At 74.8% G+C, this 14,743-nt stretch carries 12 protein-coding genes and 1 pseudogene; 5 read left to right on the plus strand and 8 right to left on the minus strand.

Going from position 1 to position 14,743, the window contains the following annotated elements; all coding sequences use genetic code 11:
• Positions 1-146 precede the first annotated feature (146 nt).
• The gene (locus tag GSF02_RS08955) at positions 147-836 is read right to left on the minus strand and encodes a flavin reductase family protein (protein ID WP_159794872.1); all 690 of its coding nucleotides are present in this window, start codon (positions 834-836) and stop codon (positions 147-149) included.
• Positions 837-1,295: 459 nt separating this feature from the next.
• Between GSF02_RS08955 and GSF02_RS08960 the strand changes: the two genes are divergently transcribed.
• Positions 1,296-2,075 carry a hypothetical protein gene (locus GSF02_RS08960; RefSeq protein WP_159794874.1) on the plus strand — a complete coding sequence of 260 codons (780 nt, stop codon included), beginning with the start codon at positions 1,296-1,298 and terminating at the stop codon, positions 2,073-2,075.
• A gap of 209 nt (positions 2,076-2,284) precedes the next feature.
• On the opposite strand, the gene GSF02_RS08965 is transcribed toward GSF02_RS08960, so the two are convergent.
• The 3 genes from GSF02_RS08965 to glnA form a co-directional block, all read right to left on the minus strand.
• Positions 2,285-3,364, minus strand: a complete 1,080-nt coding sequence (locus tag GSF02_RS08965; protein ID WP_159794876.1) for an NAD(P)/FAD-dependent oxidoreductase — start codon at positions 3,362-3,364, stop codon at positions 2,285-2,287.
• A 214-nt stretch (positions 3,365-3,578) separates the two neighbouring features.
• Positions 3,579-4,970 (minus strand): DNA polymerase IV, encoded by a 1,392-nt coding sequence (locus GSF02_RS08970; RefSeq protein WP_159794878.1) that lies wholly within the window; start codon positions 4,968-4,970, stop codon positions 3,579-3,581.
• Positions 4,971-5,161: 191 nt separating this feature from the next.
• Positions 5,162-6,586: a type I glutamate--ammonia ligase gene (glnA, locus tag GSF02_RS08975; protein WP_159794880.1), complete on the minus strand. Its 1,425-nt coding sequence runs from the start codon at positions 6,584-6,586 to the stop codon at positions 5,162-5,164.
• Between the two features lie 233 nt (positions 6,587-6,819).
• Between glnA and GSF02_RS08980 the strand changes: the two genes are divergently transcribed.
• Positions 6,820-7,275: an RDD family protein gene (locus GSF02_RS08980; RefSeq protein ID WP_159794882.1), complete on the plus strand. Its 456-nt coding sequence runs from the start codon at positions 6,820-6,822 to the stop codon at positions 7,273-7,275.
• Between the two features lie 349 nt (positions 7,276-7,624).
• On the opposite strand, the gene GSF02_RS08985 is transcribed toward GSF02_RS08980, so the two are convergent.
• From GSF02_RS08985 to GSF02_RS09000, 4 genes are all read right to left on the minus strand, one after another.
• Positions 7,625-8,347 carry a DUF4191 domain-containing protein gene (locus GSF02_RS08985; RefSeq protein WP_159794884.1) on the minus strand — a complete coding sequence of 241 codons (723 nt, stop codon included), beginning with the start codon at positions 8,345-8,347 and terminating at the stop codon, positions 7,625-7,627.
• 64 nt (positions 8,348-8,411) lie between these two features.
• Entirely contained in the window at positions 8,412-9,413 is a 1,002-nt protein-coding gene (gene lipA, locus GSF02_RS08990) for a lipoyl synthase (protein WP_159794886.1), read from the minus strand.
• 64 nt (positions 9,414-9,477) lie between these two features.
• A complete protein-coding gene (gene lipB / locus GSF02_RS08995) occupies positions 9,478-10,188 on the minus strand; it encodes a lipoyl(octanoyl) transferase LipB (RefSeq protein ID WP_408003880.1) in 711 nt (236 codons plus the stop codon).
• Between the two features lie 20 nt (positions 10,189-10,208).
• Complete coding sequence (locus tag GSF02_RS09000) at positions 10,209-10,715, minus strand: MarR family winged helix-turn-helix transcriptional regulator (protein ID WP_235915465.1); 507 nt, start codon at positions 10,713-10,715, stop codon at positions 10,209-10,211.
• Between the two features lie 36 nt (positions 10,716-10,751).
• Between GSF02_RS09000 and GSF02_RS09005 the strand changes: the two genes are divergently transcribed.
• The 3 genes and pseudogenes from GSF02_RS09005 to GSF02_RS09015 all read left to right on the plus strand — a co-directional run.
• Positions 10,752-13,025, plus strand: a complete 2,274-nt coding sequence (locus GSF02_RS09005; protein WP_159794890.1) for an MMPL family transporter — start codon at positions 10,752-10,754, stop codon at positions 13,023-13,025.
• Between the two features lie 92 nt (positions 13,026-13,117).
• Positions 13,118-14,158, plus strand: a complete 1,041-nt coding sequence (locus GSF02_RS09010; RefSeq protein WP_159794892.1) for a Gfo/Idh/MocA family protein — start codon at positions 13,118-13,120, stop codon at positions 14,156-14,158.
• A 95-nt stretch (positions 14,159-14,253) separates the two neighbouring features.
• A pseudogene (locus tag GSF02_RS09015) lies at positions 14,254-14,743 on the plus strand (hypothetical protein); the annotation flags it as partial.

Raw genomic sequence — 14,743 nt, forward strand, 5'->3', positions numbered from 1 at the left:
GGGCGCGTCGACGACCCCGGCGGCAGGCTGCTTCTCGGTCGCTGAGGGCGGCGCCCCCTCGGGGATCGCCTCCTCTCCGGGCGTGCCGAGGACCATCGGCGCGCGCGCAGCACCTGGTGTGCTGTCGGGCCCGTACGCCGGCGCGACTACGGCGCGGGTGCTTCTGCTCGTCGTCCCGCCGGGGCCGGCACGCGGTACCGGTCCTCGTCGATGCTGGCCAGGCGGGACGGGTGGACGCGCGCTCCGAGCCCGTAGAAGTGCTGGAAGCTCATGATGAGCGGACGCCAGCGGTCGGGGTCGACGCGATCCGGATACCCGGCAAGACGCAGGTCGGGTGCGATCCATACCTTCGTCACCTGGGCCTCGACCACGAGCGTGCGCCGCCCCGCCGCGACGTCGTCCGCCTCGAGCTGGTGCAGCGCCCTGACCTGCGCCTCCAGGTGGACCGGAGCTTCGGCGACCCGCCGGGGACGCACCGTCGCGGACGCCACGGCGCTCAAGCCCGCTGCCCGGAACTTGTCGGGTTCGTGGACGTATCCCGCGTCTGCCTTCCACCGCGGGACGTCCGGACGGCCGGTGGTCAGGGCGAGCCGGTCGACATGCGACACCAGGTCGGCCGAGACGAGGTTCATCACGACCTCGGGGCGTCGTTCGATGTTGAGTGCGGTCTGGCTCTTGGCGCCGATCCCCAGAACGGCGCGCCGGCCGAGCCAGAACACGGACGACATCGGCATGAGGTTCGTCGTCCCGTCCTCGTTGAGAGAGCTGAGCAGGATGACCGGGGTGCCGAAATAAAGGATCGCAGGGTCGATGGCGACGTGCGGCGGGACTGTCATGGCGTGGACGTTATGGCGGCCCCAGCGGGGTTGTCTGGCAGGAATCGGACCGCCAATCGGGTGGGTGCGCCACGTGCCGGCGCGAAGGCAGAGCGCGTCAGCGGGACTCGCGCTTGCTGCGGTCCGTGCGCCGGGCGAGGGTGACGTCGCGGTCCGAGCGGCCCTGGAGGTAGCTCCGGGGGGAGTCGATGGTGGTGAGCAGGACGGCGGTGGTGCGGCGGATGAAGCGACGCCGCGGATCGGGGCTCGCCGAGCCTGCGGTCCGTACGAACCCGCACCGCCCAGCGGCTCTCGAGGACCAGCTCGGCCTCGTTGCGGATCGCCCACAGCGCGGGCTCGCCGGATCGCGCTGGTCGCGGCCCTGCCGACGGTGCCGCGGTGCTGCGGGCCTCGATGTGCGGGGGTCGGCTCGTTTGTCGAGACTGGGCCGCGGGCTGATCAGTTTCGACAGGAGGGACGATGGCAACCACGCCGACCATGAGCTCGGCAGCGATCCTCGACGCGCTGCGCCGCTCGACCGTGCGCACCCAGACCTACCGCGCCCTGGCCGGGCACGACGAGAGCGGTGCGGGCCTGCGCCGCTTCCGTGCGGAGCTCAAGGCCCCCGTCGACGTCCCGCCGGAGGTCGCCGCCCGGCACGCGTGGACGTCGCAGCACTCCTACCGGCACGTCACCCCTGACGAGGTCGAGTCGCTGCTGAGCGACGTCAGCCCGCTGCTGGCCGAGTGCGCGCTCGGGATCAGCCCGGGGGACGGACACCACGGCGTGGCCGTGACGCTGGCGTTCGTCGAGGGATCCGTGCTCAACCCGGTCCGGCTCGAGGGCGCAGAGCTGCACGACGTCCTGGACACGATCGACGAGGCGCACGCCCGGTTGTCCGCCGCGTTCGAGCAGCGGGGCGGACTGTGGCTGCCGGATGCGCGCCTTGGTCTCGAAACTGCGGCCGGCACCGCCGTCCTCCTGACGACCGTCGCCTCGGCGTCGTCCCTGGACCAGGTCGCGCCGGGCCTGGAGACGGCGCTGGTCGCGCAGGTGCTCGCGGACGTCTCCGACGGCGCCGCGTGCGTGCTCGCATCCGTCGGGAAGTCGGGCGACGACAGCGACGACCGGGAGCTCGACGAGTTCTGGGCGGGGCTGGCGTTCCGCGCCTGGGACGGCGAGATCTGGGTGGCCGACCCGAACAGCGCCGCGTTCCACGAGCCGGCGAGCCGGCTCGCGGGCATCCTCGCCGGTCGGTGACCCGCACGGCGGCGGCCGGGCGGGCATGGGGCCAGTCGGTCGGCAGGAGCAGGTGGCGCAGCTCCGGGTAGCCGGCAGCACCGTCGGGCAGGGGACATCGTGCCCGGCGCATCCCGCTCGTGCGGACGCGTGCGCGTGGCGCACCGGTGGCCGTCCTCCCGTGCCGCCGGCGACTCCCTGAGCGCGGCACCGGAAGGGTCACCGGGGGACTACTGCTGAGGTTCCCCGAGGCGCGCCTCGGGGGCGAGCTCGGGGGCGAGACCGTTGCCGGTCGCGGCCCGGGCGAGGGCGCGGCCCAGCGATGGTGCCTGCTTGAAGAGGTTGTGACCGGCGACGAAGAGGATTCGACCTGCCTCCCAGACGGCCACGCCGTCCTCGCTCCACGGCAGGTCGGTCACCCAGCAGTGGACGAACTCTCGCGGCACCGGGTCGAGGCCGGGCAGCGCCCGTGCCACATACTCGCGCGCTCGTTCGTCGAGCGATCGAACTGCCCCGGGGTCGATGAACGTCCCGTCGTCGCGGACGCCGACCGTCTCGCTGAGTCCGACCGCGTAGCGGCTGTTGCCCGGCAGCGGCGTCGCGTAGACGCCGACCTCGCCGAAGTCGCCGCTGCCGTCCTGCAAGCACGCGACCCGCGCCGGGGCGGCGGCTCGCACGGCGAACGTCAGCCGCACGTGTGCTGCGAGGCGGACCGGCAACGAGAGGCCGACGGTCCGTGCCAGGCGGGCGGTCTCGCGACCGGCGCACACGACCACGCTCGGGTAGACAGCGCGGTCGGTGACGCTACGCACCTCGACCGCGCTGTCGCCGCGGGGTTCGATCGAGACCACCTCGCCGGTCACGACGGCGTCCCCGAGCTGACCGGCCAGCGCCTCGATGGCGGCGCGCGTACGGATCGCGCCGCCCGCCTCGTCGAACATCGCAGGCCCGGAGTACCCAGCGAGCAGCGGCATCCGCTCGGCCAGCTCGTCCGAGTCGATCGCGCGCGCGGCCACGCCGCCGACACGCTCGAGCACAAGCAGCCGCTGGAGCGCGCTCTCGCCGATCGCCACCGCACCGTCCGGAGAGATGAGCTCGACGTCGAGCCGTTCGGCCCACTCGGCCCACACTCCGCGGCTCTCGCGCGCGAACGCGACGAGCCGCGGGTCGTCGTGCGCATGCCGGAAGATGCGCGACTCGCCGGCGGACTGGCCGTAGCCGGGGACGCCGGCCTCGTACAGGCGCACCGCGACGCCCTGCTCACGTAACGCGTACGCGGTCGAGAGGCCGACGATCCCGCCCCCGATCACCGCAACCTCTGGCGAACCCGTCATCGGACCCCACAGGCGCAGCTGGTGCCGCGGGGGGTGCCCATTCCTCGAGCGTCGTCCATCGCCCTGCACCGGTCAAGGCACGTCCAGCTCGAGACGCGGCGGCAACGGGAAGACGCCCCGCGAAGCCGGGGCCCGCAGCGGCCCGCGGCGCCCGCGGCGCTCGCGGGAGGGGGCCGTGCGGCCGGCGCGCTCAGGTCGCCGGCGCGCCGTCGGGCCCGAGCGGCGCCACCAGCTGCAGCTCGTCCATCTCGACGTTGAGCTGGCGCCCCGGGCCCGTGGCTGCCGTCTCGAACCGCACGGCGACGCGCCCGTCGTCGCGCACCCGCACCAGCCAGCCGCGCCCGTAGCGGGGGTGCTCGAGGTCGACGCCCGGGGCGCAGTCCTGCTCGCGCAGCGAACCGTGCGTGCGCCGGGCGCGCGACGGCGCGGCCGGCTCGTCGACGTCCGGCTCCTCCGACGCGTGCGACGCCTGCGGGGCGTCCGGCTCGTCGTCCAGCTGGATGTCCAGGGCGAGCTGGGCGTGCTCGGACAGCCCGTGGAAGGAGACTCCCAGCAGCCGCACCGGCGCGTCGGTCTCGACCAGGTCCAGGGCTCGGCGCGCGGCGTCGGTCAGGACCCGGCTGTCCGAGGAGGGGGAGGACAGCGTCACCGACCGCGAGACGGTCGTGAAGTCGGCGAAGCGCACCTTCACCGTGACGGTGCGGGCGGCGGCCGCACGCCGCGACAGGCGGGCCATCGCCTGCGCGGTGACGGCCGGGATCTGCGCGGCGACCTGCGCCCGGCCGTACAGGTCGGAGTCGAAGGTGCGCTCGGCGCCGGCGGACTTGCGCTCGCGCTGCACCGTCACCGGCCGGTCGTCCCAGCCGCGGGCCACCCGGTACAGGTTCGTGCCTGCCGCGTCCCCGACCAGGGCCACGAGCGTGTCCAGCGGCTGGGTGCGCAGGTCTTCGACGGTGCGCACCCCGATGCGCTCGAGCCGTTCGGCCGAGACCGGTCCGACGCCCCACAGCGACCGCACCGGCAGCGGCAGGAGGAACCTGTCCTCGCCGTCGGGCGCCACGACCAGGACACCGGCCGGCTTGGCGGCCGCCGAGGCGAGCTTGGCGACCAGCTTGGAGCGGCCCATCCCGACCGAGACCGGGACACCGGACAGCTCGACGGCCCGCGCGCGCAGGTCAGCGGCGACCCGGGTCCATCCGTCGGGGCCCGGGGACAGGTGCCCCAGGTCGGCGAAGGCCTCGTCGATGCTCAGGGGTTCGACGAGCTCGGTCCGCTCCCGCAGGGCCGCCATGACGGCTGCCGAGTACGCGCTGTACGCCGCGGGCCTCGGCACCAGCACGGTGGCCTGGGGGCACTTGCGCCGCGCGAGAGCCATCGACATGGCCGAGCGCACCCCGAACGCCCGGGCCTCGTAGGAGGCGGCCGCCACGACGCCGCGGGGGCCGCTGCCGCCCACCAGGACAGGCCTGCCCTTCAGCGAGGGCTTCTGGTGCTGCTCGACCGAGGCGAAGAACGCGTCCGCGTCCAGGTGGGCGATGCTCGGCTGCCCGCGCAGCACCCCCGGTCGCGGCTCCTGGCTCACAGGGTCCACTGTGCCGGATGCGGCGCGTCGAGCTGCCCCGCGGCGGCCGCCGGCCCGACGGCGCCCCGGTGCGGGCGGGCATCGGGGCGCGTCCTGCGGCACGACGTGCGGCACCCCCGCCGCCACGAGGGCGACGGGGGTGCCGTCTGCGCTGGTCGGAGTCTCACGGCCGCAGCCGTGGGCGAGACCGATCAGATGTCGTAGTACAGCTCGAACTCGTGCGGCGTCGGGCGCAGGCGGACCGGGTCCACCTCGTTGCGGCGCTTGTAGTCGATCCAGGTCGCGATGAGGTCCTCGGAGAACACGTCGCCCTGCGTGAGGAACTCGTGGTCCGCCTCGAGGTTGTCGAGCACGGCGTCGAGCGAGCCCGGGACCTGCGCGATCTGGGCGTGCTCCTCGGGGGGCAGCTCGTAGAGGTCCTTGTCGATCGGCGCGGCGGGCTCGATGCGGTTCTTGATGCCGTCGATGCCGGCGAGCAGCTGCGCCGAGAAGGCCAGGTACGGGTTGGCCGACGGGTCCGGCACGCGGAACTCGACGCGCTTGGCCTTCGGCGACGAGCCCGTCACCGGGATGCGGATGCAGGCCGAGCGGTTGCGGGCCGAGTAGACCAGGTTGACCGGGGCCTCGTAGCCCGGCACCAGGCGGCGGTAGGAGTTCACCGAGGGGTTGGTGAACGCCAGCAGCGACGGGGCGTGCTTGAGCAGGCCGCCGATGTACCAGCGGGCGATGTCCGAGAGGCCGCCGTAGCCCTTCTCGTCGTAGAACAGCGGGTCGCCGTTCTGCCACAGCGACTGGTGGGAGTGCATGCCCGAGCCGTTGTCGCCGAAGATCGGCTTCGGCATGAAGGTGACCGTCTTGCCCGCGTTGAACGCGACGTTGCGGATGACGTACTTGAACTTCATCAGGTCGTCGGCCGCGTGCAGCAGCGTGTTGAAGCGGTAGTTGATCTCCTGCTGGCCGGCGGTGCCCACCTCGTGGTGCGCACGCTCGACGTCGAGACCGACCTGGCCGAGCACGTTCACCATGTCGTCGCGCAGGTCAGCGAAGCGGTCCGACGGCGAGACGGGGAAGTAGCCGCCCTTGTAGCGCGTCTTGTAGCCGAGGTTGCCACCCTCCTCCTCGCGGCCCGTGTTCCACGCGGCCTCGACGGAGTCGATCGAGTAGTAGCTCTCGTGCTGGTTGGTGATGAACTTGACGTCGTCGAACAGGTAGAACTCCGCCTCCGGGGCGAAGAACGCGGTGTCCGCGATGCCGGTGGAGGCGAGGTAGGCCTCGGCCTTGGCGGCGATGGTGCGCGGGTCGCGCGAGTAGGCCTCGTCCGTGAACGGGTCCACGATCGAGAAGTTCATGACCAGCGTCTTGCGCTTGCGGAACGGGTCGATGAAGGCGGTCTGCACGTCCGGCACGAGCTTCATGTCGGACTCGTGGATCGCCTGGAAGCCGCGGATCGACGACCCGTCGAACATCAGGCCCTCGGTGAAGGAGTCCTCACCGAACTGCGACACCGGGATGTTGAAGTGCTGCCACACACCGGGCAGGTCCACGAACCGGACATCGATGAACTCCACCCCCTCGTTGCGGGTGAAGGCGATGGCCTCCTCGGCGTTCTTGAACATCCATGCGCTCCTTGGTCGTTCGGTGCCGGTCAGTCGGCTGCCCCGAACGTAGGGGCTCGGGGTTACCCGGGGGTGCCGGAGATGTTTCGTCCGTGTTACCGACGCGGCCTGAAAGTGAAGGTTCGCGGCACGCTGCCGCGCCGCGAGCGTGCCGCGAGAGCCGATGGGCGGACGCCGCCGTCCGGCATGCGAGACATTCCGGGCGGTGCCCGTGGCGCGCTTAGCCTGGGGGAATGGCATCGCGCGAGGACATCGGTTCGTGGCTCGAGGGCGGGTCGACCCCCGGCGGTGACCGGGACGACCGGCTCGGGCTGCCGCACGAGGGCAGTGGCTCGATGGCCTCCCTCGGGCGACGCGTCGTCGCCCTGTGCGTCGACTGGGTGATCGCGCTGGCGATCTCCGCGCTGGTGCCCGGGAGCAACGACTTCGTGCCCCTGGCGGTGCTCGCGGCGATGAACATCGTGCTGGTCGGCTCGGTCGGCTTCACGATCGGCCACCGGCTGCTCGGCCTGCAGGTGCGCGTGCTGGGCGCGCCGGGGACCGGGACGGTCGAGGGGGCGTTCGTCGGCTTCTGGCGCTCGGCCGTGCGCACGGTGCTGCTGTGCCTCGTGATCCCCGCGGTGATCTGGGACGGCGACGGGCGCGGCCTGCACGACCGCGCCGCCGGCACGGTCATCACCCGGCGCTGACGTCACCCGCTGCTGACATCGCCTGGCGCTGACCGTCCGGCGCTGACATCACCCGGCGCTGACCGCTCGGCCGCGCGACGGCGGACGGCTGGCACGCGCGGGCGGAGCCGTCTGTTCGGTGATTTGTTGGCTGTTCGGCGATCCGGATCACCGATCGGCCAACGAATCACCGAACAGACGAGCCGGAGGTCGACCGGAGCGGCGAGCCGGGAGGTCGACCGGGAGCGACGAGCCCGGACGTCGGCCGGGACCGGACGGCGGCAGCGCGCCGGGACGACGGAGGGCCGGCACGCGCGCAGCGTGCCGGCCCTCCGTCGTCGTGCGGCCGGTCGGAACCCGGTCGGGCCCGTCAGCGGCCGCGCATCCCCTTGCGGTCGGGGCGGGCGCGGAACGGGTCCACGCCCTTGGGGATGGGCAGCTTGTTGGTGCTCAGGGCCTTGAGGCGCTTGCTGACCTCGGCCGCCTCCGGCCGGGTGAGCTTCGGACGCAGCCGGGTGACGGTCCGGGCGACCTTGGTCAGCGGCACCTGACCCTCCTCGTTGCCGACCTGCACCAGGGTGATCGGCACGTTCGGCACCACGCGCGCGACGCGGCGGCGCTCGTCCTCCAGCAGGCGGGTCACGCGGTGCGCCGGGCCCTCGGAGACGAGGACGACGCCCGGGCGCCCGACGCCGCGGAACACGAAGTCCTGCGTGCGCGGGTTGACCGCGACCGGCTCGTCGTCGAAGGTCCACCCGCCGCGGACGGTCCCCAGCGCGGCGCGGGCCGCGCCCGGCTGACCCTCGATCTGCGTGTAGGCGGCGCGCTCGGCGCGGCGCGTGAGCGTGAACATGCCGGCCAGCAGCGCGAACGGCAGCGCCACGATCGTCACGTAGACCGGGTGGCCGATGAGCAGGCCGATGACCAGGCCCAGCAGCAGGACGGCGACGAAGATGCCGAGGATGAGCCAGGTGACCGTGGGGTCCTGGCGCCGCGTCATCTGGTACGCGGCCCAGACCTGGTGGTACCAGCGCTGCTTCTTCGGCTTCTTCGGCGTGGTGGCGTCCGAGGACGCGTTCGAGGTGCGGGCCATGGTCATCGATTCTAGTGGGCTTCGGGCGGGCGGAGCGGGGGCGCGGGCGGGCGGACCGCGCCGGTCAGCGCGCGAGGAGGCTCGCCGCCTCCTGGCGCGACGTCGTCGGCTCGGCGAGGTGCGCCAGCGCCGGCGGGATCGGGATGCCGCGCTTGGTCATGGCCTGGCCCCACAGCCGCCCGGCGCGGTAGGACGAGCGCACGAGCGGGCCGGCCATGACGCCGAGGAAGCCGATCTCCTCGGCCGCCTGGGACAGCTCGACGAACTCCTCGGGCCGCACCCAGCGGTCCACCGGGTGGTGGCGCAGGGAGGGGCGCAGGTACTGGGTGATCGTCACCAGGTCGCAGCCCGCCTCGTGCAGGTCGCGCAGCGCGTCGACGGCCTCGTCGAGCGACTCGCCCATGCCGAGGATCAGGTTGGACTTGGTGACCAGCCCGGCCTCGCGCGCCCGGGTGAGCACGGACAGCGAGCGCTCGTAGCGGAAGCCGGGGCGGATCTGCTTGAAGATGCGCGGCACGGTCTCGAGGTTGTGCGCCAGCACCTCCGGGCGCGAGCCGTTGACCTCGTCGAGCAGCTCGGGGATGGCGTTGAAGTCCGGGATGAGCAGCTCGACGCCGGTGCCGGGGTTGAGGGCGTGGATCTGCCGCACGGTCTCGGCGTAGAGCCACGCGCCGCCGTCGGCCAGGTCGTCGCGGGCGACGCCGGTGATCGTCGAGTAGCGCAGGCCCATCGTGCGCACCGACTCCGCCACCCGGCGCGGCTCGTCGGCGTCGAACGCGGCCGGCTTGCCCGTGTCGATCTGGCAGAAGTCGCAGCGCCGGGTGCACTGGTCGCCGCCGATGAGGAAGGTGGCCTCGCGGTCCTCCCAGCACTCGAAGATGTTGGGGCAGCCCGCCTCCTCGCAGACGGTGTGCAGGCCCTCGCCCTTCACGAGCCCCTTGAGGTCGCGGTACTCGGGGCCCATCACCGCCCGGGTCTTGATCCACTCGGGCTTCTTCTCGATCGGCGTGGCGGCGTTGCGGGCCTCGACGCGCAGCATGCGCCGGCCCTCGGGTGCGATCGTCACGGTGTCCCCTTGCGTCCCCTCGGTGGTCTCGGGGCGGGAGCGGTCCCCACCCTCGCGGACCGCTTCACCCTACGACGGCTGCGGCCTGCGTCGTCGTGCCGTCCGCCGTGGCGGGCGTGACCTCGCTCACGAGGGGCGCCAGGTGCCGCACCAGGGCGTCGGCCAGCAGCGGACGCACCTGTGCGACGGTGACGTCGCGGCCGAGCTCGGCGCTCAGCGAGGTGACGTCGGCGTCGTCGATGCCGCACGGCACGATCCGGCCGAACGCGCCGAGGTCGGGGTCGCAGTTGAGCGCGAGCCCGTGCATGGTGACGCCGCGGGCCACGCGCGCCCCGATGGCGCACACCTTCCGCTCGCGCCGGGGGCCGGCGCCGGTCGCCGCGCCGTCGTCGGCCGCGAGCCACACCCCGCTGCGGCCCTCGACCCGGACCGTGGCGACCCCGAGCCGGGCGCACACGTCCATCACGGCCGCCTCGAGCGTGCGCACGTACTCGACGACGTCGACGGGGGAGACCAGCCGGGCGATCGGGTAGGCCACGAGCTGGCCGGGGCCGTGCCAGGTGATCTTGCCCCCGCGGTCGACGTCGACCACGGGCGTGCCGTCGGTGGGGTACTCGTCGCGGCGCGTGCGGCGGCCGGCGGTGTACACGCTCGCGTGCTCGAGGAGGTAGGCGACCGGCGGGCGCTCGCCGGCGCTGACGGCGGCGTGCGCGCGCCGCTGCAGCTCCCAGCCCTCGTGGTAGTCGACGTGCCCGGCCAGGTGCTCGATCTCGATCGTCCCCACGACTCCAGAGGCTAGACCCCGTCGGCGCCGTCGGCGCCCGCCGGGCCGCCGGCGACGTCGTCCGCGGCCAGCATGGCCAGGAGGGCATCGCGCAGCGCCGTGCGCTGGGAGTCGTCGAGCCCGCGCGTCACGATCCGCTCGGCCGGGGCGGTGCGCGCCGCCTGCAGGGCCGCCTCGCGGCCCGCGTCGGTGACCGCGACCGAGCGGCGCCGGCGGTCGGCCGGGTCGTCCGCGCGCTCCACGTAGCCCTGCCGCTCCAGCCGGGCGAGGACCCGGCTCATCGTCTGCTCCCGCACGCGCGACGCCGCGGCGAGCTCGCGCTGCGTGCGCGGCCCGGCCAGCAGGTGCAGGAGCACGGGGAAGGCGGCGTGGTTGAGGTCCCACGCGCCGAGGTAGGCGTTCCACTCCTGCTCCACCCGGTGCGTGACGGCGAACAGCAGCCGGCCCAGCGGCCACTGCGCCGGGTCCTCGGAGACGGGGTCGACCACCGTCCCGTCGGTGCGGAGCTTGTCGTCCACTTGCCGGTCCTCCTGACCGTCTCAATAATACTCAGAATGCTGAGTAAATCACGGGGCCTCTGGTCGGGCCTGCTCATCCTGGCAGCCCTGGTCGCCTGGTTGGCGGTCGGCGCCGTCGGTGGCCCCGTGCAGGGGCGCCTCGCGTCGGTGCAGACCAACGACGCGGCGGCGTTCCTGCCGTCCGACGCGGAGTCCACCCGGGCGGCGGCCGCCGCCGCGGGGTTCGACGAGGGCGAGTCGCTGCCCGCCCTCGTGGTCGTGGAGGGCGAGGACGGCGGCGAGCTGGCCGCGGCGGCGCAGCGCGCCGTGCAGGGGCTCGCGGCCGGGCTGGCCGACGCGCCGCTCGAGGGCACGGGGCAGGACGGCCCGGCGACGGTGCGCGAGGTGCTGGTCGCGGACCCGGTGGCCGTGCCCGCCGAGGACGGCCGGGCGGCGCTCGTGGTGGTGCCCCTCGACGCCGACCGGTCCTCGCAGCGGGTCGGGCCCGACGAGGAGCGCCTCGGCAGCCTCGCCGTCGCCGCGCTGCGCGACCTCGTGGCGGCGCCGGCCGACGAGGGCGGGCTCGCCGGCACCGGCGTCGACGCCTGGGTCACGGGCCCGGCGGGCTTCGTGGCCGACCTGTCCGCCGCCTTCGGCGGCATCGACACCCTGCTGCTGCTGGTCGCCCTCGGCGCCGTGCTGGTCATCCTCGCGCTCGTCTACCGCTCGCCCGTGCTGCCGTTCCTGGTCATCCTCACCGCCGTGCTCGCCCTCGCGCTCGCGGGGCTGGTGGTCTACCTGCTGGCCGACGCCGGGGTGCTCGTCCTCAACGGCCAGTCCCAGGGGATCCTGTCGATCCTTGTCGTGGGGGCGGCCGTCGACTACTCGCTGCTGCTGGTCGCCCGCTACCGCGAGGAGCTGCGCCGCGTGCCCGACCCGCGCACGGCGGTCGCGCGCGCGTGGCGCGCCTCGGTGCCGCCGATCGCGGCGAGCGCCGCGACGGTCGCGGCCGGCCTGCTGTGCCTCCTGCTGTCCGAGCTGTCCTCCAACCGCAGCCTCGGCCCGGTGGCGGCGATCGGCATCGCGTCCGCGCTGCTGGCCTCCCTGACCCTGCTGCCGGCGCTGCTGGTGATCGCCGGGCGGCGCTCGCGGGCGCTGTTCTGGCCGCGGATGCCGCGCTACGTCGCGCCGGCCGGTGCGGGGCCGGCCGGTGCGGGGCCGGCCGGCGCGGCGACCGCCGGCGCGATGGGCGCCGGACCGGAAGCCGTCGAGGTCGAGGGGCACCGGCTGTGGTCGCACGTGGCCCGCACGGTGGGCCGCCGCGACCGGCTCGTGTGGGTCGTCTGCACGGTGGCGCTCGCGGCGGCCGCGGCGTTCGTGCCGACGTTCGACGCCGACGGCACGAGCGAGGCCGACGTGTTCCTCGGCCAGGTGGACTCGGTGGACGGCGAGCGGGCCCTGCAGCGCCACTTCGCCGGGGTGTCGGCCCAGCCCGCCGTCGTGGTCGCGCCGGAGGGCGACCTCGACGCCGTCGTCGCCGCGGCCGAGGGCACGGACGGCGTCGAGGCCGTCACCCCGGTGGGCGAGGGCCCGGCGGCGGCCCCCGGCGCGCCCGCCTCCGGCCCGCCGCGCGTCGTCGGCGGCACGGTCCGCGTCGACGTCACGACGGCCGCGCCGTCCGACTCCCAGGAGGCCGTGGCGACCGTCGAGGCGCTGCGCGCGGCGGTGCACGAGGTGGCGCCCGACGCGCTCGTCGGGGGAGCGGCCGCCGAGCGGCTCGACACCCAGCTGGCCGGCCAGCGCGACCTGCGGGTCATCGTCCCGGCGGTGCTGGCGGTGATCCTGCTGATCCTCGTCGCGCTGCTGCGCTCGGTGGTGGCGGCCGTGCTGCTCGTGGCGGCGAACGTGCTGTCCTTCGGCGCCACGCTCGGCGTCGCGGCGCTGGTGTTCGACCACGTGCTCGGCTTCCCGGGCGCCGACCCGGCCGTGCCGCTCTACGGGTTCTGCTTCCTCGTGGCCCTCGGCGTCGACTACTCGATCTTCCTCATGACCCGCGTGCGCGAGGAGGCCGCCGCCGTCGGGCCGCGCCCCGGCGTGCTGCGCGGGCTCGCGGTGACCGGGTCGGTCATCACGTCGGCGGGGGTGGTGCTGGCGGCCACGTTCGCGGCGCTCGGCGTCATCCCGCTGCTGTTCCTGGCCCAGATCGCGTTCGTGGTCGCGTTCGGCGTGCTGCTCGACACGCTGGTGGTGCGCAGCCTGCTGGTGCCCGCGCTCGCCCACGACCTCGGCCGGGCGGCGTGGTGGCCGAGCCGGCTCTCGCGGCGGCCCTGAGCCGCCACGGGCCTGAGCCGCCGCGGGCCTGAGCCGCCGCGGGGCCGGTGCCCGAGCCGCTGACCTGCCCCGGGCCTGAGACGATGGGGCCCATGACAGCGCTGCGGATCGCGATCGTCGGGTACGGAGGAGCGGGGCGGGGGATCCACTCCCGCCTCGTGCGGGAGGCGGGCCACACGGTGGCCGCGGTGGTGACGCGGGACCCCGGGCGGCGCCAGCAGGCGGCGTCCGACTGGCCGGGGGTGCGGTTCCACGACGACCTGACGGCGCTGGTCGCCGCCCGTGGCACCTACGACGTCGTGGTGGTGACGAGCCCGACGGCGCTGCACGCCGAGCACGGCGCGCTGCTGGCGCGGGCGGGCGTCCCGTTCGTGCTCGACAAGCCCATCGGCGTGGACGCGCACGAGGCCCGCGCCGTGGTCGCCGAGGCCGCGGCGACCGGCACGCCGTTCACGGTGTTCCAGAACCGGCGGTGGGACCCGGAGCAGCTGACCCTCGAGGCGCTGCTGCGCCGCGGCGACCTGGGCCAGGTGCACACCTTCGAGCGGCGCTGGGAGCGCTGGCGCCCGCGCCCGCAGCAGCGGTGGAAGGAGAACGACCCGGCCGGCGGCGGCCTGCTGCTCGACCTCGGCCTGCACCTGGTGGACTCCGCCACCCGGCTGTTCGGCCGCGTCACGAGCGTCTGGGCGCAGACCCGCCGGCTCACCACGCCCACGGAGGACGACGTCTTCCTCGTCCTGGCCCACGAGCCCGGCGGGGGCGTCGCGGCGTCCGAGCGCGGCGTCGTCTCGCGCCTGTGGGCGGGCTCCGTCGTCGGTGCGCCGGGGCCGCGCACGCGCGTGCTGGGCGGTGCCGGGGCGTACGTGGTCACGAGCTTCGAGCAGGACGCCTCGCCGTTCGAGGTCTTCGACGCCGACGCGCCGGAGGGGACGCTCGGCTGGCTGACGCACGGGCGCGAGCGCGAGGCGGTGCCGCAGGCGCCGGGCGGCCACGCCGACTTCTACCGGGCCCTGGGGGCGTGGCTGCAGGGCGACGGCGAGATCCCCGTCGACCCCGCCGACGCCGTGCGGACGGCCGAGGTGCTCGACGCCGCACGGGTCGCGGCGCGCGAGGGGCGCACGGTCGCCGTCTGACCGCGCACGGCGTGGGCGGCCCGGCGGCTCGTCGCCGGCCGGTGCCTGTGGACGACGGCGCACGCCGTCGCGCGTCGCGGTGTCGAATGGGTGGCGTGACGCACCTCGACCCCGCACCGTCAGGACCGGGCGGCCCGCCGGCCGCCCCCGGCGTCGTCGTGGTGCCCGTGCCGGTGGACGCCGCCGCCCGCGCCGCGCTCGCCGCGCGGCTCGAGGCGCTCGTCGGGCTGGAGCACCCGCACCTGGTGGCCGTGCGGGACGCGGCCGCGACCCGGCCCGGCGCGCTCGACGTGCGCTACGCGCGGGGCGACGCCGCCGACCTGCCCACGGTCCTCGCCGCCCGCCGCCGGCTCACCGCGCCCGAGGCGGCGGGCGTGCTCGTCCCGGTGGCGCAGGCGCTCGCCGCGCTGCACTCCGCCGGGCTGGAGCACGGCCCGCTCGTCGCCGCGGACGTGGCCGTCCGGCCCGACGGCGCCGCCGCGCTGCGCCCTCGGGCGGGCAGCCCGCCCGAGGGCTGGACGGCCGCCGACGACGTGCGAGCGCTCGCCGGCCTGGTGGGCGAGCTGCTCGGCCCAGCAGAGCCCG

This window comes from Puerhibacterium puerhi, assembly GCF_009846865.1.
Lineage (GTDB): Bacteria > Actinomycetota > Actinomycetes > Actinomycetales > Cellulomonadaceae > Puerhibacterium > Puerhibacterium puerhi.

What these genes read in the sequence shown, in the direction of transcription:
- GSF02_RS08960 (WP_159794874.1), top strand. Translation starts at nt 1,296, where the DNA reads ATGGCAACCACGCCGACCATGAGCTCGGCAGCGATCCTCGACGCGCTG.
- GSF02_RS08955 (WP_159794872.1), bottom strand. Translation starts at nt 836, where the DNA reads ATGACAGTCCCGCCGCACGTCGCCATCGACCCTGCGATCCTTTATTTC.
- GSF02_RS09005 (WP_159794890.1), top strand. Translation starts at nt 10,752, where the DNA reads ATGCTGAGTAAATCACGGGGCCTCTGGTCGGGCCTGCTCATCCTGGCA.
- GSF02_RS09010 (WP_159794892.1), top strand. Translation starts at nt 13,118, where the DNA reads ATGACAGCGCTGCGGATCGCGATCGTCGGGTACGGAGGAGCGGGGCGG.
- GSF02_RS08980 (WP_159794882.1), top strand. Translation starts at nt 6,820, where the DNA reads ATGGCATCGCGCGAGGACATCGGTTCGTGGCTCGAGGGCGGGTCGACC.
- GSF02_RS08985 (WP_159794884.1), bottom strand. Translation starts at nt 8,347, where the DNA reads ATGGCCCGCACCTCGAACGCGTCCTCGGACGCCACCACGCCGAAGAAG.
- glnA (WP_159794880.1), bottom strand. Translation starts at nt 6,586, where the DNA reads ATGTTCAAGAACGCCGAGGAGGCCATCGCCTTCACCCGCAACGAGGGG.